17 protein-coding genes are annotated in these 18,100 nt (G+C 69.4%); 10 read left to right on the plus strand and 7 right to left on the minus strand.

Annotation, left to right across the window (positions count from 1 at the left end):
* From JMT67_RS00005 to arsH, 3 genes are all read left to right on the plus strand, one after another.
* On the plus strand, nt 1-635 hold a 635-nt coding region (locus tag JMT67_RS00005), incomplete at its 5' end, for an arsenic resistance protein (RefSeq protein WP_407645706.1).
* On the plus strand, nt 635-1,054 hold the full coding sequence (locus JMT67_RS00010; protein ID WP_003169309.1) for a GNAT family N-acetyltransferase: 420 nt from the start codon (nt 635-637) through the stop codon (nt 1,052-1,054). The genes JMT67_RS00005 and JMT67_RS00010, both read left to right, overlap by 1 nt.
* A complete protein-coding gene (gene arsH, locus JMT67_RS00015; RefSeq protein ID WP_003169308.1) occupies nt 1,051-1,806 on the plus strand; it encodes an arsenical resistance protein ArsH in 756 nt (251 codons plus the stop codon). The genes JMT67_RS00010 and arsH overlap by 4 nt, the downstream gene beginning before the upstream one ends.
* A gap of 186 nt (nt 1,807-1,992) precedes the next feature.
* Here arsH and JMT67_RS00020 read toward each other — a convergent pair whose 3' ends face one another.
* The 7 genes from JMT67_RS00020 to lspA all read right to left on the minus strand — a co-directional run bounded on the left by JMT67_RS00020 (nt 1,993) and on the right by lspA (nt 9,874).
* Nucleotides 1,993-3,102 carry a Fic family protein gene (locus JMT67_RS00020; protein ID WP_128115441.1) on the minus strand — a complete coding sequence of 370 codons (1,110 nt, stop codon included), beginning with the start codon at nt 3,100-3,102 and terminating at the stop codon, nt 1,993-1,995.
* A 228-nt stretch (nt 3,103-3,330) separates the two neighbouring features.
* Nucleotides 3,331-5,262 (minus strand): cytochrome c/FTR1 family iron permease, encoded by a 1,932-nt coding sequence (locus JMT67_RS00025; protein ID WP_201462383.1) that lies wholly within the window; start codon nt 5,260-5,262, stop codon nt 3,331-3,333.
* A gap of 163 nt (nt 5,263-5,425) precedes the next feature.
* A complete protein-coding gene (lpdA, locus tag JMT67_RS00030) occupies nt 5,426-6,826 on the minus strand; it encodes a dihydrolipoyl dehydrogenase (protein ID WP_197273300.1) in 1,401 nt (466 codons plus the stop codon).
* 72 nt (nt 6,827-6,898) lie between these two features.
* A complete protein-coding gene (locus JMT67_RS00035; protein ID WP_201462384.1) occupies nt 6,899-8,158 on the minus strand; it encodes a cytochrome P450 in 1,260 nt (419 codons plus the stop codon).
* Between the two features lie 163 nt (nt 8,159-8,321).
* Nucleotides 8,322-8,756, minus strand: a complete 435-nt coding sequence (locus JMT67_RS00040) for a MerR family transcriptional regulator (protein ID WP_054765660.1) — start codon at nt 8,754-8,756, stop codon at nt 8,322-8,324.
* A 54-nt stretch (nt 8,757-8,810) separates the two neighbouring features.
* Nucleotides 8,811-9,353 (minus strand): MAPEG family protein, encoded by a 543-nt coding sequence (locus tag JMT67_RS00045; protein ID WP_054765661.1) that lies wholly within the window; start codon nt 9,351-9,353, stop codon nt 8,811-8,813.
* Nucleotides 9,350-9,874, minus strand: coding sequence for a signal peptidase II (gene lspA / locus JMT67_RS00050; RefSeq protein WP_082382684.1), 525 nt, complete (start codon nt 9,872-9,874; stop codon nt 9,350-9,352). Before lspA ends, JMT67_RS00045 begins: the two co-directional genes overlap by 4 nt.
* A 157-nt stretch (nt 9,875-10,031) precedes the next feature.
* Between lspA and JMT67_RS00055 the strand changes: the two genes are divergently transcribed.
* The 7 genes from JMT67_RS00055 (at nt 10,032) to JMT67_RS00085 (ending at nt 18,053) form a co-directional block, all read left to right on the plus strand.
* Entirely contained in the window at nt 10,032-10,682 is a 651-nt protein-coding gene (locus JMT67_RS00055; protein WP_054765662.1) for a cation transporter, read from the plus strand.
* The gene (locus JMT67_RS00060) at nt 10,679-11,329 is read left to right on the plus strand and encodes a class I SAM-dependent methyltransferase (RefSeq protein ID WP_054765663.1); all 651 of its coding nucleotides are present in this window, start codon (nt 10,679-10,681) and stop codon (nt 11,327-11,329) included. Before JMT67_RS00055 ends, JMT67_RS00060 begins: the two co-directional genes overlap by 4 nt.
* A 68-nt stretch (nt 11,330-11,397) precedes the next feature.
* The gene (locus JMT67_RS00065) at nt 11,398-11,727 is read left to right on the plus strand and encodes a hypothetical protein (protein WP_066624846.1); all 330 of its coding nucleotides are present in this window, start codon (nt 11,398-11,400) and stop codon (nt 11,725-11,727) included.
* Nucleotides 11,728-11,780: 53 nt separating this feature from the next.
* Nucleotides 11,781-13,037: a TolC family protein gene (locus JMT67_RS00070; RefSeq protein ID WP_201462385.1), complete on the plus strand. Its 1,257-nt coding sequence runs from the start codon at nt 11,781-11,783 to the stop codon at nt 13,035-13,037.
* Complete coding sequence (locus JMT67_RS00075) at nt 13,037-14,224, plus strand: efflux RND transporter periplasmic adaptor subunit (RefSeq protein WP_066624849.1); 1,188 nt, start codon at nt 13,037-13,039, stop codon at nt 14,222-14,224. Before JMT67_RS00070 ends, JMT67_RS00075 begins: the two co-directional genes overlap by 1 nt.
* A gap of 8 nt (nt 14,225-14,232) precedes the next feature.
* Nucleotides 14,233-17,454 carry an efflux RND transporter permease subunit gene (locus JMT67_RS00080; protein WP_201462386.1) on the plus strand — a complete coding sequence of 1,074 codons (3,222 nt, stop codon included), beginning with the start codon at nt 14,233-14,235 and terminating at the stop codon, nt 17,452-17,454.
* Complete coding sequence (locus JMT67_RS00085; protein ID WP_054765668.1) at nt 17,454-18,053, plus strand: cation transporter; 600 nt, start codon at nt 17,454-17,456, stop codon at nt 18,051-18,053. The genes JMT67_RS00080 and JMT67_RS00085 overlap by 1 nt, the downstream gene beginning before the upstream one ends.
* The last annotated feature ends 47 nt before the right edge of the window (nt 18,054-18,100 follow it).

Genomic DNA, 18,100 nt, shown 5'->3' on the forward strand with positions numbered 1-18,100 from the left:
TGGCCTTCAACTCGATCTTCCAGATCCTGTTCTTCAGCCTCTATGCTTGGCTCTTCCTCACCGTTCTGCCGCCGCTGTTCGGCCTGCGGGGCAGTGTGGTGGACGTCAGCGTCTGGACCATCGCCGGCGCCGTTCTCGTCTACCTCGGTCTTCCCTTCCTGGCCGGCTTCCTGACCCGGCGCAGCCTGATCGCCCGCCGCGGGGCCGACTGGTACGAGCGGCGCTTCCTGCCGCGCATCGGACCGATCACCCTGATCGCCCTGCTGTTCACCATCGTGGTCATGTTCAGCCTGAAGGGCGGCGAGGTGGTGGCCCTGCCGCTGGACGCCCTGCGCATCGCCATTCCCCTGACCATCTACTTCCTCGTCATGTTCGTGGTCAGCTTCCTCATGGGCAAGTTGATCGAGGCCGACTACCCGCGCACGACCGCCCTGGCCTTCACGGCGGCCTCCAACAATTTCGAGCTGGCCATCGCGGTCGCCATCGCGGCGTTCGGCCTGGCCTCGCCGGTCGCCTTCGCCGCTGTCATCGGCCCGCTGGTGGAGGTGCCGGTGCTGATCCTGCTGGTGTCGGTCGCCCTCTGGATGGGCCGGCGGTGGTTTCCGGACACGGCCCCGCCGGCGGACGCCGCCTGATGGTCGTGCTGCATCTCCTGGACGCGGATGACGCCGGCCTGATCGCGGCCCTGCAGGGCGAGGGCCTGCCGGAGCCCGGGGCCGGCCGCTACTTCCGAGCCGACGACGACAGCGCCCTGGCCGGCTACGTCGGCCTGGAAGGAGAGGGGCGGGACCTGCTGCTGCGCTCCCTGGTCGTACTCGCTGGCCTGAATTCGCGGGGGCTCGGGAGCCGGATCCTGAGCGCCGCCGAGGCCGCGGCGAGCGAGCTGGGCGGAGAACGGCTCCACCTGCTCACCACGACGGCCGAGCCCTTCTTCGCCCGGCGCGGCTTCGCCGCCGCAGATCGGGCGGCCGCGCCCGCCGCGATCCGGCGAACCCGCGAGTTCGCAGACATCTGCCCGGCCTCGGCCGCCTATCTGACCAAGGATCTCGGATGATCTTCGCCCGCCTGCGGCCGCTGCCGGATCCCGATCATCTGCCGGCCCTGGACGCGGCCTATCTGTCGAGCAACCCGGCCGCCGGCCTGGGTCCGCACGACCACCCGCCACGCATCCTTCTCCTGTACGGGTCGCTGCGCGAGCGCTCCTATTCGCGGCTCTGCGTCGAGGAAGCGGCCCGCTTGCTGCAGCGCATGGGATGCGAGACCCGCATCTTCGACCCCTCCGACCTGCCTCTGCCGGGCTCGCCCGGCGACGACGACCATCCGGCGGTGCGCGAGCTGCGCGAGCACGCCCTGTGGTCGGAGGGCATGGTCTGGTGCAGTCCGGAACGGCACGGCCAGGTCTCCGGACTGATGAAGCTGCAGATCGATCACCTGCCATTGAGTTTGGGCGGCATGCGCCCGACCCAGGGCCGCACGCTCGCGGTGATGCAGGTGTCGGGCGGTTCCCAGAGCTTCAACGCCGTCAACACCCTGCGCCTTCTGGGCCGCTGGATGCGGATGATCACCATTCCCAACCAGTCGAGCGTGGCCAAGGCCTTTCAGGAGTTCGACGAGGCCGGCCGGATGAAGCCTTCGGCCTACTATGAGCGCATCGTCGATGTGATGGAGGAGCTGGTGCGCTTCACTGTCCTCACTCGACCGCACGCCACCCAGCTCGTGGACCGCTACTCCGAGCGCAAGGCGGCCGGCAGTCCGGTCGAGGCCGCAGCGGATCTCTCCGCCATCGCCATCGCGCGTCAGGCGTGAGGCCGCGTCGGCGGCGCCTTGCGGCGTCGCGCGCCTGGCAAAGGTGGTAATTCGCCACTTCTGGCGAATTAGGCGGGTTGTTGGCGGTAACTCGCCAGATGTGGCGAATTGCGATCCTCCCTGTTGAGGCTCGGGTCTTGAGCGACCGACCTGGCGAAGTGCCGTGCCGGCGTCGTGCGGTCCCGCCTATCCTCGATCGACCAGCGAATAGCTTGTGCTGCGCCCGCCGCCTTCATCCTTCACGAGGATGCCCCGCCCCACCAGATCGTTGATGTCGCGCAGGGCCGTGTCGGGCGAGGACCTCGTCAGCGCCGCCCATTTGGTCGAGGTGAGCTTGCCTTCGAAGCCGTCGAGCAGCCGGTTGATGACCGTGCTCTGGCGCTCGCTCAACGTCTGACCTGCTAGCGCCTCCCAGAAGCGCGCCTTGCGCATGACATGCGTCAGGGTGGTTTCCGCGCCATCGAACGCGCGATCGAGGCAGCCGAGGAACCAGTCCAGCCAGAGGGACACGTCCAGCGCGCCTTTCTGGGTCGCCTCCAGGGTGGCGTAGTAGTCCTTGCGCTCCAGCCTGATCTGGGCGGACATGCTGTAGAAGCGTTGAGCGCTTTTCTCGGAGCGGGCGAGCGCCATGTCGGCGATCGCCCGCGCGATCCGGCCGTTCCCGTCGTCGAACGGGTGGATGGTCACGAACCACAGGTGGGCGATCGCGGCCTTGAGGACCGGATCCGTCCGCGGCTCGTCATTGAACCAGTCGAGGAACGCCCGCATCTCGTCCTGCAGACGGTCGGCAAGGGGCGCTTCATAGTGCACGCGCTCTCGTCCGAAGGGGCCCGAGACGACCTGCATCGGGCCGGAGCTCTCGTTGCGCCAGGCGCCGACGACGATCCTCGTCATGCCGCTGCGCCCGGTCGGAAACAGGGCGGCGTGCCAGGCGAACAGCCGTTCCTCGGTGAGCGGAGACGCAAAGTTCTGGGTCGCGTCGAGCATCATTTCGACGACGCCTTCGACGTTGCGATCCGCGGCGGCGAGGGCCCCGATATCCATGCCGAGGCGGCGGGCGATGGAGGATCGCACCTGATCCTTGTCGAGCAGCTCGCCTTCGATTTCGCTGGATTTCAGGACATCTTCGGTAAGGGTCTCGAGGACGGCTTCAGCGCGGAGGTCGAAGCCGAGCGTGTGCATCCGGCCAAGCAGAAGGCCCTGGCGATGACGGACGGCTGCGAGGCGATCGGCAAGCGCGTCAGCGCGCCAGTCCAGACGCGGCCAGCCTTCGATCTCATGGATGTATTGCGCCATTCCCCGCACTCCTTGCGGAGAATATGGGCGCCATTCGCCGAAAGAGCAAGGTTATTCTCCGCGCGAAGTGCGGAGAATAGGGCGCCTAATCTCCGCACCAAGGGTGGTCTCCGCACGCTATCGGCTGCGGCCCCGCACCTTGGGTATCCGCGGACTGCGCGGCTATCGGCGCCCAAGCAGCTCCGAAACCCTGCCAACGGGTCGCAGTTGAGGGCCTCAGACGCCCGCTCAAGAGGCTGGGCGCGCGCCTTTCGGCGCCGCATGCCGGGAGAAGCCGACCACGAGGATAGCGATCGTCAGAAGCTGAACGGCGACGCCTTCGACCGTCGGATAAAGACCGAGGATCTCGATGCGGGGGATCCACGCCAGCGGATGGACATCGAGCCAGCCCGCCTCCTGCAGCGCCGCCACCCCCTTGCCGACGAGGACGACCGACAGGATGGCCATCAGGATCGAGCTCAGGGAGAAGAACCGGCCGATCGGGAGGCGCTTGCTGTAGGCCAGCAAGGCCCAGGCCACCACGGCCAGGATCGCCACCGCCGTAAGGGCGCCGGCCAGCATGCCGAGATGGCCGCCCTGGCTCCAGATCGCCGCATAGAACAGGATGGTCTCGAACACCTCGCGGTAGACCACCACGAAGGCCAGCAGGAACAGGAACCAGGCCGACCGTTTCGACAGGGCGTGAGAGAGCTTGTCGCGGATATAGGTCTGCCAGGCGTCGGCGTGCGACTTGCCGTGCATCCAGATGCCGACCGAGACGAGCACGACGGCCGCCAGAAGCGAGCCGAACCCTTCGGTCAGCTCCCGGCTGGCGCCGCTGATGGAGATGAAGAAGGTCGCGGCCGCCCAGGTGGCGCCGCCGGCGACCAGCGCGGCCACCCAGCCGCCGTGGACGTAGCGCAGCACCTCGGGACGTTCGGCCTTCCTGAGGAAGGCGATCATCGCCACCACGATGAGGATGGCTTCCAGACCTTCGCGCAGCAGGATGGTGAAGGCGCCGAGGAAGCTGGCGAGATTGTCCGCCTCCTGGGGCGCGAGTGCGCGTTCGGCCGTGTCCAGCAGGGCGTTCGCGCGGGCGACCCGGTCCGCGACCTCCGGGGCCGGCGCGCCCCTGCTGATCGAGACGCGCAGGTCGGTCATGGCCGTCTCGCCCCGCCGCAGCAAGGCGCCGTCGCGGGCGCCCAGCGCCGGCTCCATCGGTTCGACGCCGTCGAGATAGGCCGACAGGGCCAGGTCGGTCGCGGCCCTGCGATCGCCCCGGCGATAGGCGGCCTCGCTTTCGGCCAGTCGCGTCCGGGCCAGGGACAGGGTCGATCCCTCGGCGCGGACCGTCGCCTCCGGGTGGCGGCGCAGGTAGGCCGTGACCGCCCGTGCCTTCGTCTCGCCGATCCTTGTCGCCAGCTCGGCCGGCGTCGCCTGGGTGAGGGCGGCCAGGTCCGGGAAGACGGCGCGGATCGCCGGGTCGCTCTCCCAGAGGCGTCGACCTTCGGCGGCTTCGGCGTCGGTGAAGGCGAACCGGCCCACGTAGAAGGCCAGGGCCCAGCGGTCCTCGGCCGGCAGATGGGCGAAGCTGGCCATCGCCGTGCCCTCCAGCCCCTGATCGATGACCTGGTAGAGGCCGAACACGCTGCGCTGACGGGCGCGCTCCACATCCGCGAAGGCGATCGCGGGCGGATCAAGCCCCTCGGCGCCCGGGCCGTCGGCGCGTCCGGTCACGCCATGGCAGACCGAGCATTGCTCGGCATAGAGCGTCGCGCCGCGGGCCAGATCAGGCGGGAACGAAGGCGCCAGCGGGCTCGGATAGGCCGTCAGCACCGCGCCGGCGAGCGCCTTGGCCCGGTCGCCAACGACGCGCGGATCCGCCTTGTCCCTGATGGCCGCCTGCAGGGCCTCGGCGTCGCGGACCAGACCGGCCTTGGCCGGATTCGGCGGCAGGGCGTCCAGGCGGGTCCGGATCTGGCCGCCGAACTCGATCATCTCCCCGTATTCGGCCGGATTGGTCACCTGACCGTCGGCCACCGCGCCGGCGTAGTCGACCGCTACATAGTCGAGCAGCCGCCAGGCGACCTGGGCCTCGGAGGCGGACGGCGTCTGGGCCAGGGCGGGCGCGGCCAGCCCCAGGGCGAACAGCAGGGCAAGCAGACGGAGCAGAGGACGCATGGTCAATCCAGATGTGAACGGCTCGCATTAGCATTCAGGCGGCGACGCTGTCGCGCTTTATTCGCGACGCGGCCGGGCTCGTAGGCGGCTACGGGTCCTCTACGCCCGCCGGGACGCCTCGGCGCCGCGCGGCCAGCCCGGGCAGCCACGCGACGGGCGGTCGTTACAGGTGGATCGTGCGGTCGGCCACAGCCAGGCATGCCTCGCGCAAGGCTTCCGGAAGCGTCGGATGCGCATGGCTCGTCCGCGCCACGTCTTCGGCCGCCGCGCCGAATTGCATGACGGCGACCGCTTCATGGATCAGGCTGCCCGCGTCCGGCCCCAGGATGTGCACGCCGAGAATCCTGTCCGTGCCGGCGTCCGCCAACACCTTGACCAGCCCGTTCTTCTCCAACCGCGCCTTGGCCATGGCGTTTGCCGAGAACGGAAAGCGCCCGACGCGATAGGCCACGCCGGCCGCCTTGAGGTCGTCCTCGGTGCGCCCGACTGAGGCCAGTTCCGGCCAGGTGTAGACGACGGCCGGGATTGTTCCGTAGTCGACATGGCCCGCGGCGCCGGCAAGGCGCTCGGCAAGGGCGATCCCTTCTTCCTCCGCCTTGTGGGCCAGCATGGCGCCGCCGATGACATCGCCGATGGCGTAGACCCCTTCGGCGCTGGTTCGAAAGCCGTCGTCGACCGGAATATAGCCCCTTGGGTCCGGCTTGATGCCGACCGTCTCCAGATCGAGTCCGTCGGTGGCGGGACGTCGGCCAATGGACACGAGCACGACATCGGCCTTGATGGTTCCTCGCGCGCCGTCTCCCATGGGCTCGACCTCAAGGACGACGTCGTCCGCCTCCATTCGCGATCCGACCACCTTGTGCGCCAGGCAGAATTGGAAGCCCTGGGCCTCGAGCACCTTGTGCAGCGCCGTCGACATCTCTGAATCAACGCCGGACGCGATCCGGTCGAGCACCTCGACGACGGTGACCTCGCTGCCGAGACGGCGCCAGACGGAGCCCAGCTCCAGTCCGACATAGCCGCCGCCGATCACCGCCAGATGGCGCGGCGCCGCCGTCAGGCTGAGGGCGCCCGCCGAGGTGACGATCCGCTGCTCGTCGATGGGCAGGTCCGGCAACGTCGCCGCTTTCGATCCGCTGGCGAGCACGATCGCCTTGCGGACCTGCACCTCGAAGCTGCCGTCCGGGGCGCTCACTTCCACACGGTCGCGCGACAGCAGCCGGCCGCGGCCCTGCAGGCGGGTGACCTTGTTCTTGCGCAGGAGGTAGGCGACCCCTTCACCAAGCTCCGTCACGACCCTGGCCTTGTGCCGCATGACGCCTGCAAGGTCGGCCCGCACATTGTCGACCAGGACGCCGAAAGCCTCGAGATTGCGGGCCATCTCCAGCCGCTCTGTGGCCTGCAGCAGCGCCTTTGACGGAATGCACCCGATGTTCAGGCAGGTTCCACCGAGGAGTTCCCGGTCGTCGATAACCGCCACCGACATGCCGAGCTGGCTCGCCCGGATGGCGCAGGGGTACCCGCCCGGCCCGCCGCCGATTATCACCAGGTCATAGGATGTCATCGAAGCCATCGCGTCAGCCTTCGCTGTAAGTGAAAGAGGGACGAAGGCGCCGGCCACCCGCATGAGCAAACATCAGGCGCCGCCCTTACGCGGGGAAGTCCGACGCGTCATCATTCGGAACCCGCTCCTGGGGAGGGCCGGAAGGCGGCGGAAGTCGATCTCCAGATCCTGAGCCGGCAGCCGGTAGTTCAGGCCGGCGAGCATGCCGAGGGCCCGCTCCATCAATTCGACGACGATGCTTTCGCCGGGACAACGGTGACCGGTCAGGGCGTTCCCGCCGCCTTGGGGAATCAGGCCGAACGCGTCCCCGGAGCCGTCGATGAAACGCTCTGGCCGGAATTCGTCGGGATCGGTCCAGACGGCAGGATCGTGATTGGAGCCATAGAGATCGAGGATCACCTGCCGACCCACCGGGAAGTCAAGGTTGCGCCAGCGAAACGGCGCGCGCACACGCCCGATCACCGCCGGGAAAAACGGATAAAGGCGTCGCACCTCCTGAACGAAGGCGCGGCGGCGGCCGGCGTCCGCGGTGGCCAGACGGGCCGCCGCGGGGTGCGCCTGCATCGCGTGCGCCACAAACACGATATAGACCGAGGTCGCCACGGTCGGCCTCAGCACATTGGCCAGTTCGACCGCCGCCGTCCGGGCCGCCAACGGTTCGCCATCATCCGCGCTCGCCCAGGCCCAGGCGTAGGCGGCGGTGTCTGGATCCGGCGCCAGTCGTCCGGCGCGAATGCCCTCGATGATCGAGGCCAGCCAGGCGTCGACGCGTCGCCGCGCGTACCTCGACCACAGGTGGCGAGGCCCCCGCGATCCTGCCGCGTCAAACAGCGCCCTGAGGTGACTGACCCGTTTCGCTTCGTCGTCGGGATTCAGCGGCACCCCCGCCCAGCGGCAGACGGCGCGGGTGAGCACCGGCTGCAGGGCGTCGTACAGCACGATCTCTTCCTGGCCAGCCCATTCAACGGCCGCGCGTCGCCATTCCGCCTCGAACAGGTCGCCCAGCCGCGCGATCCGTTCCGGCGACATAAGAGCGATGAACACGCGTTTGCGGGCGCGGTGCGCTTCGCCATCCAGGCCCTGGACGCCGCCTTCGCCGAGCAGTGTGCGTCGGACAGGCGCCGGCATGGCGCCCGCGCGCGAGATGCGGGTCTCGTCGTAGAAGACCTGGGCCGCTTCACGCCCTCTCAGACAGGCCGTCTCCTTCAGCGCCAGACGGGTCTCGATTGCGTCCGCGCCGGCCTGCTCGAACAGGCGGGAGATGCGCCTGTACGGGTCCGTCAAAAGGGCGAACGTCTGATCGGCGTGTCGCTGTGTCGATCGATGCGCCATCGAAGTCCTCCATGGACGAAGGGAGCGCGACGAGGGCCGCGGGATTACTCAAAACGTCGCGGTGACCCAATGGCTCCTGCATCATCCCGGGCCCGTTCTGACCTTCAGCGCCGACCTGCACGGCGAGGCCGAGGAGCGGTGCAAACCCGGGTCGGGTTCGTCTTCAAACCGGCGCCGAGGGATCGTGCAGGGCTTCGATCACCTTGCAGGCGGACACGCGTCCGCCGGCACATTCCGCCGTCATCCGCGAAAGCTCGCGTTGCAGGGCCCGGAGTCGGGCGATCTTATGCGTCACCTCCGCCAGATGACGTTCGGCGAGGATGCTGGCTTCGGCGCAGGGCCGATCAGGGTGATCGGACAGATCCAGCAGGGAGCGGATCGAGTCCAGATCGAAGCCCAATTGCCGTGCATGCCGAATGAACGACAGGCGGCGTTCCGCCGCGTCGTCATACATCCGCCGGTCGCTGGCGGTGCGCGGGGCGGCGGGAAGCAGGCCGATCTCCTCGTAGAAGCGGATGGTCGGGACCTTGACGCCGGTGGCCGCGGCGAGCTTGCCGATAGGGCGCAGGCCGGACGAGGCCGGGGAGGGCAGGGTCATCGCATCATCTCGCAGCAGCGGGCTGAAGGGCGGCAGGCGCAGGACGGAAAAGGATCATCGGCCCAGCCCCATGAGGACGATGGCGGCGCCGAAGGCGGCGATCGTGGAAGCGCCGGTAAGGGCCATGCCGAAGGCCCTGGCCGCCGCGCCCCGGGCATAACCGTGGGCGAACAACACGCGGCCGATCAGATAGAGGGCGACCAGCACCGGCAGCACGACCATCTCCTCGCCGCGCAGCACGGTGGCGAGCACCAGGTGGGCGCCCACCGCCAGGACCGTCTGCTCCAGGGTGTTCTGAAGCACGGCGGCAGGCACGGCGAGCCTCGAGCTGGGCGCCGCATAGGCGGAACCCGGCCGGTCGGCGTCGGACCGGAACCGGATGCTCGCCACGGCCCTCAAACAACCGGCGAGCCACAGGAAAACGAGGAGGTCCGCCTTCAGGGCGTAGGCCAGCCGATCAGCTGTCGCCATGTCCGGCGCGGCGCCCAGGAGACGTGGCGAAAGCCATAGCCAAGCTGACGCCACCGCCGCAGCGGTGATGAGAATCGCCAACCCCGAACGGACGGCGATCGCCTTCTGTTCGGCGGAAAAGGTCATCGCGCCGCCCGTCCCAGGGTCGACGTCGCCGGGCGGCCGTCCGAGCCCCGGACGGTCAGGAGGAGCAGCGCCACGCCGCAAACAATGGCCGCATCGGCGAGGTTGAAGGTCGGCCAGTGCGCGTCGCCCCAATGAAGATCGATGAAATCCGTCACCGCGCCGGAGCGCAGACGATCGAGCAGGTTCCCGAGCGCTCCACCGGCGATGAGGCTCGCCGCGACCGCCGTGACGGCGCTTCGCGTACGCCAGATCCAGGTCAGCAGGACGCCGATGATCAGGAATGCCACGGCGCTCAGGGCCCATCGTCCCACCGCGCCCGAGTCTGCGAACAGGCCAAAGGTGACGCCGGGATTGAATCCCAAACGCAGCGCGAGGAACGGCGTGAGGTCCACCGGGCTCTCGAGTCGGGCGCGAGCCGCGGCCTTGGCGGCCTGATCCAGAGCGGCGATCAGCATGAAGAACGAGAAGGCGATCGCCCGCATGCGGCTGGGACCGCGTCGCGACGGGTGCATCGTGATCATGAGGCCTCCTGTGGATTTCGTCCGATTGTGCGTCCTCTAGCTACTAGAGGATCAAGTCGGTTCCGCCAAACCGCGTCTTTTTGGGCGAGGCATCCATTTTTGTTCTTGATCCTCGAGCGACTGGAGGATGCATTCTCGTGGTGAAAGGCGGACTTCGATGACTGACTCCCTCTCGTCCCCCGAACCGGCGGCCGCCGGCTGCGGCTGCGGCGCGGCCGTCAAGTTCGACGGCGCCACGCCGGCCTATCGCCGCATCCTGATGGCGGTGATCGCTATCAACGGCGCCGCCTTCCTGGCCATCGCCGGCGGCGCGGCCCTGCAGGGCTCGGCCTCGCTGGGTGCCAACGCCCTCGACTTCCTGGCCGACGCCGCCACCTACGGCATCAGCCTGGCCGTGATCGGGCGCTCGGTCGCCGTGAGATCCGGGGCCGCCATCATCAAGGGCGCCAGCCTCGCGGCGCTGGCGCTGTTCATCCTTGGCTACGCGATCTGGCGGGCGACCTCGGGGGCGCCCCCGGAAGGCGTCGTCATCACCGGCCTGGGCGCCCTGGGCTTTTTCGCCAACGCCCTGGCCGCGCTGCTGCTGGTCCGCCATCGCGAAGGCGACGCCAATGTCCGTTCGGTCTGGCTGTGCACGCGCAACGACCTGATCCAGAGCCTGGTGGTCGCGGCCACGGGCGTGGCCGTCTGGTTGACCGCCTCTCGCTGGCCCGACCTGATCGCCGGCGCGATCCTGGCGGTGGTCTTCCTGCAATCCGGCTGGTCGATCATTCGTCAGTCCCGCGAAGAACTGAAGGCCGCCGCGTGACCGCGAACTTCACCCCCGCGCTCGGCCATACAGCCCTGAGCGGGCTGTATGATCCGGCCATCGCGCTTTTGACCCGGGAACCGCTGTGGCGGAGCCGCCTTCTCGAACAGGTGGCTCCGTCCCCTGGCGAGACGATCATCGATCTTGGATGTGGAACCGGCTCATTCGCGATCGCCATGGCGAACCGGGCGCCGGACGCGCGCATCTTCGGCCTCGATCCCGACGGCGACATCCTCAGGCGGGCCGAGACGAAGACGGCCGCTGCAGGTCAGGCCGTCCGTTTCATCCAGGGGTTTTCGCGCGATGTGGCGGCGCTCCTGGGCGAGGACGCCGCCGACAAGGTGGTCTCCAGCTTGGTCTTCCATCAGCTGCCCATGGCCGAGAAGCGAGCGGGCCTCGCCGCGAGCCTGCGGGCGCTCAAGCCGGGCGGAACGCTGCATGTCGCGGACTACGGCCGCCAGTCGGGTGCGATGCGCGTGCTCTTCCGCCTGGTGCAGTCTCTGGACGGCTACGAAAACACCCAACCGAACGCCGACGGCGTTCTGCCTACGCTGATGGCCGAGGCCGGCTTCACACAGGTTCAAGTGCTCGATGTCATCCCGACCGCCACCGGATCCATCTCTCTGTATCGGGCGGTGCGACGATGAGGCGATTGATGTCGCGGCGCACCGTGTTATGGGACGGCATGGGGTTTCCCTCGACTAGGCATGGGTGGATGGCGGCGCTGCTCGCGTCGTTCCTGGCCCTGTTCGTCCTGGTTTCCGCAGCCGACGCCTTCGCCTGCGCACCCGAGACCGGAAGCTTGCAAGGCCTGGCCGCGTCGGACGTCGTCGCTGTGTCCGATACAGGTCACGGCGAACGCAAGGACGCAGCAGGTCAGGTCGCCTGCGCCCACGGCCATTGCCACCATTGCGGCATTACCGCGCCGCCGGCGATTGACGACATGAGGTCGATGGCCCTCGATCGCGCGCCCTTGGCGCCATCGCTCGATCAGGCGCCGGCCTCCCGGATGCCCGCCGGTCCCATGCGCCCGCCCAGAACCTGACGTGACCTCGCGTTCGCGCGCGCCCTTCACGTCAACCTTCCGGGACATGAGACATGCCATCCCCTATTCGCCGCTTGCCGCCTTTCGCGGTCGGCTGCGCTGTGGTCGCCCTGACGACCGCCTTGACCGGCCCGGCCTGGGCCGATCCCGCGCCATCCTTCCGGACCCTGCTTGAGCGCATAGGGGCCAGCCCCTCCGCGGCCGAGGCCGACGCCTTGCTCGAAGCGGCCGAGGCCCGGGTGCGCCAGGCGCGCGTGCGGCCCAACCCGACCGCCGCCCTCGAGGCGGAGAACGCCTTCGGCAGCGGTCCCTTTTCCGGCTACGACAACGCCGAGACCACGCTCTCGCTCACCCAGGACCTCGAACTGTGGGGCCGGCGCGGCGCCCGGGTCGAGGTGGCGCGGGCGGAGGCCGGAACGGCTTCGCTGCGTCGCGATCAGGCGGTCGTCGACGCCGCCGGACGGCTCGCACTCGCCTACGCCGAAGCGGAAGCCGCCGAGCGGCGCTTCGCCCTGGCCGAGGAGGCGCTCAGCCTGACCATCGCGGACGCCCGCGCCGCCCTGGTGCTCGTGGAGGAGGGACGCGAGCCCATGCTGCGCGGCATCCAGGCCGAGAGCGAGGCGGCGGCGGCCCGCGCGACCCGTGACGAGGCGCAGGCCGAGCGGGACGCGGCGTTCGCCCGCCTGACGGCTGTCGCGATGCTGCCCGCGCCGGTCACCTCGATCGTCGACAGCCTGCTGGACGACGCGCCGCCCCGGACGGCCATCGAAGCCGCTCCCGGGGCGCCGGCCGTTCGCGTCGCCGAGGCCGAACGCGAAGCGGCCGAACGGCGGATCGCCGTCGAGCGAGTGCGCGCGCGGCCCGACGTCAGCGCCAGCGTCGGCGTTCGGCGTTACGAAGCCGAGGATGCGACAGCGCTGACCTTCGGCATCAGCATGCCGCTGCCCCTGTTCGACCGGAACCGCGGCAATATCGACGCGGCCCAGGCCGAGTTCCGCGCCGCGGACGCCCGCCTGGCCGGCGCGCGCCAGGAGGCCGAGGCCGACGGTCAGGCCGCGGTCGCCCGGCTGAACGCCTCGGTGAGCCGCGTCGCGGCCGCCGACGCCGGCGTGACCTCATCCGAGGAAGCCTATCGCCTGTCCCGGATCGGCTTCGAGGCCGGCCGCATCTCGCAACTGGAGCTGCGCGGAACCCGCGCCGCCCTCATCACCGCCCGCAACGCCGCCGTCGACGCCCGCCTGGCGCGCGTCCGCGCCGAAATCGATCTCGCGCGCCTGCAAGCGCGCGCACCCTTCGGAGGGGGCCAATAATGCGCAAGCCGCAATCCAACAGAACGCTGCTCATTGGCGGCGTCGCCGCCGTCGTCCTGCTCGGAGGCGGCGGGCTGTTCCTGGCTCTCAATCGCGACGCGCGGCCGGCCGCCGAGGGCGAGGCCGGTCACGCGGAAGAGGAGGGGCACGCGGAAGGCGAGGGCGCCGAGGCCCCCGAAGGCGTCGTGGCGCTCACGGCCGAACAGATCCGCGCCGCCGGCATCGCCGTGGTCGCCGTCGGCGCCGGCGGCGGGTCAGAGACCCGGCTGGCGGGACGCGTCGAGCCCATGGTCGATGCGCGCGCCGCCGTGGCCGCCTCGGTCGGCGGCCGGGTCGAGCGCGTGCTCGTCGCGCCGGGGCAGTCCGTGCGCGCCGGTCAGGCCCTCGCCACATTGGTCAGCGGCGACGCCGCGACCTTCCGCGCCGACGCCGACGCGGCGGTGGCGCAGGCCGAAGCCGCGCGCCAGGCCTATCACCGCGATCGCAACCTGGCCGACCAGGGCGTGGTGGCCCGGCAGGAGGTGGAGACCTCCCGAGCCCAGTCGCTCAGCGCCGAGGCGTCGGCGCGCGCCGCCCGCGCCAGGGCTTCGGCGGCCGGATCGCCAAACGCTTCGGGACGGCTGAGCGTGACCAGCCCGATTTCGGGCGTCGTCACCTCGGTGCAGGTCGGCCCCGGAGGCTTTGTCCCCCAGGGCGGCGTCGTCGCCGAGGTCACCAACCCCGCGCGGATTGAACTGGTCTTCAACGCGCCGCCGGCTCTGGCCGCCCAGGTCCGCGCCGGATCGCGCCTGAGGGCGACCGGGCCCAACGGGGAATTCGAAGCCGTCGTCACCGGCGTGGCGCCCGGCGCCGGCGCCGAGAGCGGCGCGACGATCATTCGCGCCCGGCCGTCGGGCGTGTCGCTGCCGCCGACGGGATCCGCCGTCACCGGCGCCATCGTTACGGGCGATGCCGTCCCCGGCGGCCTGACGGTCCCCAGCGAAGCCGTGCAGACCATCGAAGGCGCGACGGTCGTGTTCGTTCAGGTCCAGGGCGGCTTCCGGGCCGTCCCGGTGCTGGCCGGTCGTCAGGCGGGAGGGCGCACGGAGATCCTGCGCGGCCTCGACGAGGGTGAACGCATCGCCGCCGCCAACGCCTTTCTCTTGAAAGCCGAACTCGCCAAGGGCGAGGCCGGCGATGACGACTGAGGCGCGGCATGTTCAAATCCATCATTGAAGCCTCGGTGCGCTTCCGCTGGTTCGTTGTGTTGGCGACCGCGCTGGTCGCCGCGCTCGGTCTGTTCGAACTGACCAAGCTGCCGATCGACGCCGTTCCGGACATCACCAACCGGCAGGTCCAGATCACCACCGTCGCCCCGGCGCTCGCGCCGGAACAGATCGAGCGGCAGGTCACCTATCCGCTCGAGACGGCCATGGCCGGCATTCCCGGACTGACCAGCACTCGCTCGTTGAGCCGCAACGGCTTCAGCCAGATCACGGTCATCTTCACCGACCAGACGGACATCTATTTCGCGCGCCAGCAGGTGGCCGAACGCCTCGCCCAGGCGCGCGAAAGCATGCCCGAGGGCGTGGAGCCGGCATTGGCGCCGATCACCACCGGCCTCGGCGAGGTCCTGATGTGGACCGTGGACTATCTGCCGTTCAACAGCCGCAACCTCGCCCGGCCGGGACAACCCGGCTGGCAGCCAGGCGGCGTCTACCTGACCCCCGAGGGGGAGCGGTTGACCACGCCCGAGGCGCGCGCCACCTACCTGCGCACTGTTCAGGACTGGATCGTCGCGCCGCAGATGCGGACGACGCCCGGGCTCGCCGGCGTCGACACCATCGGCGGCTATGTGAAGGAATACGCCGTCCGCCCCGACGCCGCCCGCCTGTCAGCGTATGGGCTGGGGCTGGGCGACCTCGTCACGGCCCTGGAGCGGGCCAACACCCAGGCCGGAGCCGGCTACGTCCAGCGCGGCGGCGAGGCGCTGACCGTCCGGACCGACGCCCTGGCCTCCACCGTCGAGGATCTTGCCCAGGCCCCGGTCGTCAACCGGGGCGGCCTGGTGGTGCGCGTCGCCGATGTGGCGTCGGTCGAGGTCGGGCAAGCTCCGCGGCTGGGCGGCGCGAGCCGCGATGGCCACGAGTCGGTGCTCGGCACGGCCTTGATGATCGCCGGCGGCAACAGCCGCACCGTGGCCCAGGCCGCCGGAGAGCGCCTCGAGGAGGTGCGCGAGACCCTGCCCCCCGGGATCGAGGCGGTGACCGTGCTCGACCGAAGCGCCCTGGTGAACTCCACCATCGGCACGGTGGCGCGCAATCTGACCGAAGGCGCCCTGCTCGTCATCGTCGTGCTGTTCCTGCTGCTGGGGAACCTGCGGGCGGCGAGCATCACCGCCCTGATGATCCCGATCAGCTTCCTGTTCGCCGTCATCGGCATGAACCGCTTCGGCATCAGCGGAAACCTGATGAGCCTCGGCGCCCTCGACTTCGGCCTGATGGTCGACGGGGCGGTGGTGGTGGTGGAGAATACCCTGCTGATGATGACCCGGCGGCGCGCGGAATTGGGCCGCATGCTCAGCCGTCACGAACGACTGGACGTCGCCATGGCCGCGGCCCGGCAGATGGTGAAGCCGGCCGCCTTCGGCCAGCTGATCATTCTGCTGGTCTTCACCCCCCTGCTGATGCTCGAGGGCGTGGAGGGTAAGACCTTCATTCCCATGGGGGCGACCGTCATGCTCGCCCTGGTCGGCGCCTTCATCTTCTCCTTCACCTTCGTCCCGGCCATGACTGCGCTGCTGGTACGCGACCCGAAAAGCGCCCACCTCGACGCCAACGACCGCGTGCAGGAGCACGAAACCCGCGTCCTGCGCTTCGCCCGCCGCTGGATCCAACCCGCGATCAGCGCCGCCGTAGACAAGCCCCGTGTCGTGCTCGCCTCGGCCCTGGGCGCCTTGGTCGTCGGCAGTCTGGCCTTCGCCACCCTCGGCCGGGAGTTCATTCCCACCCTCGATGAGGGCGATATCGCCATGCAGGCCCTGCGGGTGCCGTCCGCTTCGCTGGACCAGTCCTTGGCTATGCAGATGGCCCTCGAGCGGGTCGTCAAGGCCCAGCCCGAGGTGGAGACGGTGTTCTCGCGCACCGGCACGGCGGAGGCCGCCGTCGATCCCATGCCGCGTAACATCTCCGACAGCGTGATCATCCTCAAGGACCGAGGCGACTGGCCAGACCCGGGCCTCGAAAAGGAGGCGCTCATCGAGCGCATTGAGGAGGCGGTTAGTCAGCAGATCGGCAATAATTTCGAGTTCAGCCAGCCGATCGAACTGCGCTTCAACGAACTGATCTCCGGCGTCCGGACCGATTTGGCGGTGCTGGTCTACGGCGACGACTTCGACACCCTGCAGAGGGTCGGCGAGCAGGTGGCTCGCGCATTGGAGGAAACACCGGGTTCCGCCGACGTTCGAGTGGAACAGGCGTCGGGGTTGCCGACGCTGACGGTCAGCGTCGACCGCTTCGCGGCGGCCAACTACGGCCTGTCGGCGGCGGACGTCTCGGAGGCGGTCTCCACCGCCATCGGCGGAACAGAGGCTGGACGCATCTTCGAAGGGGATCGGCGCTTCGACGTTGTCGTCCGTCTGCCCGAGGCGACCCGCAACGATCCAACCAGCCTGGCCGCCCTGCCGATCGTCTCCTCGACCGGCGTGGTGGTGCCCCTGTCCTCGGTGGCGCGCATCCAGACCGCCGAGGGGCCCAACCAGATCAGCCGCGACAACGGCAGTCGGCGCATGGTGGTGCAGGCCAACGTCCGCGGCCGGGATCTCGGCGGTTTCGTCACGGATGCGCAGACGCGGGTGGAGCGGATCGATCTTCCGCCGGGCGTCCGGCTCGATTGGGGCGGTCAGTTCGAGAATCTCAAGCGCGCCGAACAGCGTCTGGGCCTCGTGGTTCCGATCGTATTCATCCTCATCGGGGTCCTGCTTTTCATGGCCCTCGGCTCATTCGCTGAAGCCGGTCTGGTGTTCGCCTGCGTCCCGCTCGCCTTGGTCGGCGGGGCCCTGGCGCTGCTCTTGCGCGGCATGCCCTTCTCCGTCTCGGCGGCGGTCGGCTTCATCGCCGTCTCGGGGGTGGCGACCCTGAATGGCCTGGTGCTGATGCAGGCCATCCGCGAGCGGCTGACGGCGGGCCTGGCGCCGCGTGAGGCCGCGATCGAAGGGGCGTCCAGCCGCCTGCGGGCGGTTCTGACCACCGCCCTGGTGGCCATCGTGGGCTTTATTCCCATGGCCATCGCCCACGGGGCCGGGGCCGAGGTCCAGAAACCATTGGCCACAGTGGTCATCGGGGGCCTTTTGACGGCGACTGCGTTGACACTGCTGGTGTTGCCCACCTTCGCCGCCAAGGCGGTGAAGCATCGCAAGGCGGAAGGGATCGAGGATTGATGAGCGAACGAGACGAGACGGAAGGCGTCCAGCGCCGCACCCTGCTGGTGGTGTTGATCCTCAACGCCGCCCTGTTTGTAGGGCTCGGGATCGGCGGCTTGCTCGCCGATTCCAGCGCTCTGCTGGCCAATGCCCTGGACAATGCGTCTGACTCCGCCGTCTACCTCATCAGCTTTCTGGCGGTGGGCCGCGCCCTGATCTGGAAGACCCGCGCCGCCCGGGCCTCCGGAATCCTGCTGCTGATCTTCGCTGCGGGCGTCCTGCTGGACGTGCTGAGACGAACGCTGATGGGGACGGAGCCCATAGGCTGGACGATGATGGGCATGGCGGTGGTCGCCGCCATCGTGAACCTGGTGTGCCTGGAACTGATCCGGCGCCAACGCAGCGAGGATGTGAACATGAAGGCCGCCGAGACCTTCAGCTTCAACGATTTCGCCTCCAACGGCGGCATCCTGATCGCGGGTGGCCTGGTCCTGTGGCTGGATCAGTCCTGGCCGGATCTGGTCGTGGGCCTAATCGTGGCCGGCATCGCCGTGAAGGGCGGCGTCGACATCCTCCGCGACTCCCGGGCCGAAACGAGAGCGGGGGAAGAAGCCTGAGTGACGACGGCGGCTACGCCCATGATCACACGGCCGGGGCCAAAGCC

The sequence above is a fragment of the Brevundimonas aurantiaca genome (assembly GCF_904830995.1).
Lineage (GTDB): Bacteria > Pseudomonadota > Alphaproteobacteria > Caulobacterales > Caulobacteraceae > Brevundimonas > Brevundimonas aurantiaca.

Excerpts from the sequence above, each read along its gene's own strand:
- JMT67_RS00010 (WP_003169309.1), top strand. The coding sequence starts at position 635 with ATGGTCGTGCTGCATCTCCTGGACGCGGATGACGCCGGCCTGATCGCG.
- arsH (WP_003169308.1), top strand. The coding sequence starts at position 1,051 with ATGATCTTCGCCCGCCTGCGGCCGCTGCCGGATCCCGATCATCTGCCG.
- JMT67_RS00020 (WP_128115441.1), bottom strand. The coding sequence starts at position 3,102 with ATGGCGCAATACATCCATGAGATCGAAGGCTGGCCGCGTCTGGACTGG.
- JMT67_RS00025 (WP_201462383.1), bottom strand. The coding sequence starts at position 5,262 with ATGCGTCCTCTGCTCCGTCTGCTTGCCCTGCTGTTCGCCCTGGGGCTG.
- lpdA (WP_197273300.1), bottom strand. The coding sequence starts at position 6,826 with ATGACATCCTATGACCTGGTGATAATCGGCGGCGGGCCGGGCGGGTAC.
- JMT67_RS00035 (WP_201462384.1), bottom strand. The coding sequence starts at position 8,158 with ATGGCGCATCGATCGACACAGCGACACGCCGATCAGACGTTCGCCCTT.
- JMT67_RS00040 (WP_054765660.1), bottom strand. The coding sequence starts at position 8,756 with ATGACCCTGCCCTCCCCGGCCTCGTCCGGCCTGCGCCCTATCGGCAAG.
- JMT67_RS00045 (WP_054765661.1), bottom strand. The coding sequence starts at position 9,353 with ATGACCTTTTCCGCCGAACAGAAGGCGATCGCCGTCCGTTCGGGGTTG.
- lspA (WP_082382684.1), bottom strand. The coding sequence starts at position 9,874 with ATGATCACGATGCACCCGTCGCGACGCGGTCCCAGCCGCATGCGGGCG.
- JMT67_RS00055 (WP_054765662.1), top strand. The coding sequence starts at position 10,032 with ATGACTGACTCCCTCTCGTCCCCCGAACCGGCGGCCGCCGGCTGCGGC.
- JMT67_RS00065 (WP_066624846.1), top strand. The coding sequence starts at position 11,398 with ATGGCGGCGCTGCTCGCGTCGTTCCTGGCCCTGTTCGTCCTGGTTTCC.
- JMT67_RS00070 (WP_201462385.1), top strand. The coding sequence starts at position 11,781 with ATGCCATCCCCTATTCGCCGCTTGCCGCCTTTCGCGGTCGGCTGCGCT.
- JMT67_RS00075 (WP_066624849.1), top strand. The coding sequence starts at position 13,037 with ATGCGCAAGCCGCAATCCAACAGAACGCTGCTCATTGGCGGCGTCGCC.
- JMT67_RS00080 (WP_201462386.1), top strand. The coding sequence starts at position 14,233 with ATGTTCAAATCCATCATTGAAGCCTCGGTGCGCTTCCGCTGGTTCGTT.
- JMT67_RS00085 (WP_054765668.1), top strand. The coding sequence starts at position 17,454 with ATGAGCGAACGAGACGAGACGGAAGGCGTCCAGCGCCGCACCCTGCTG.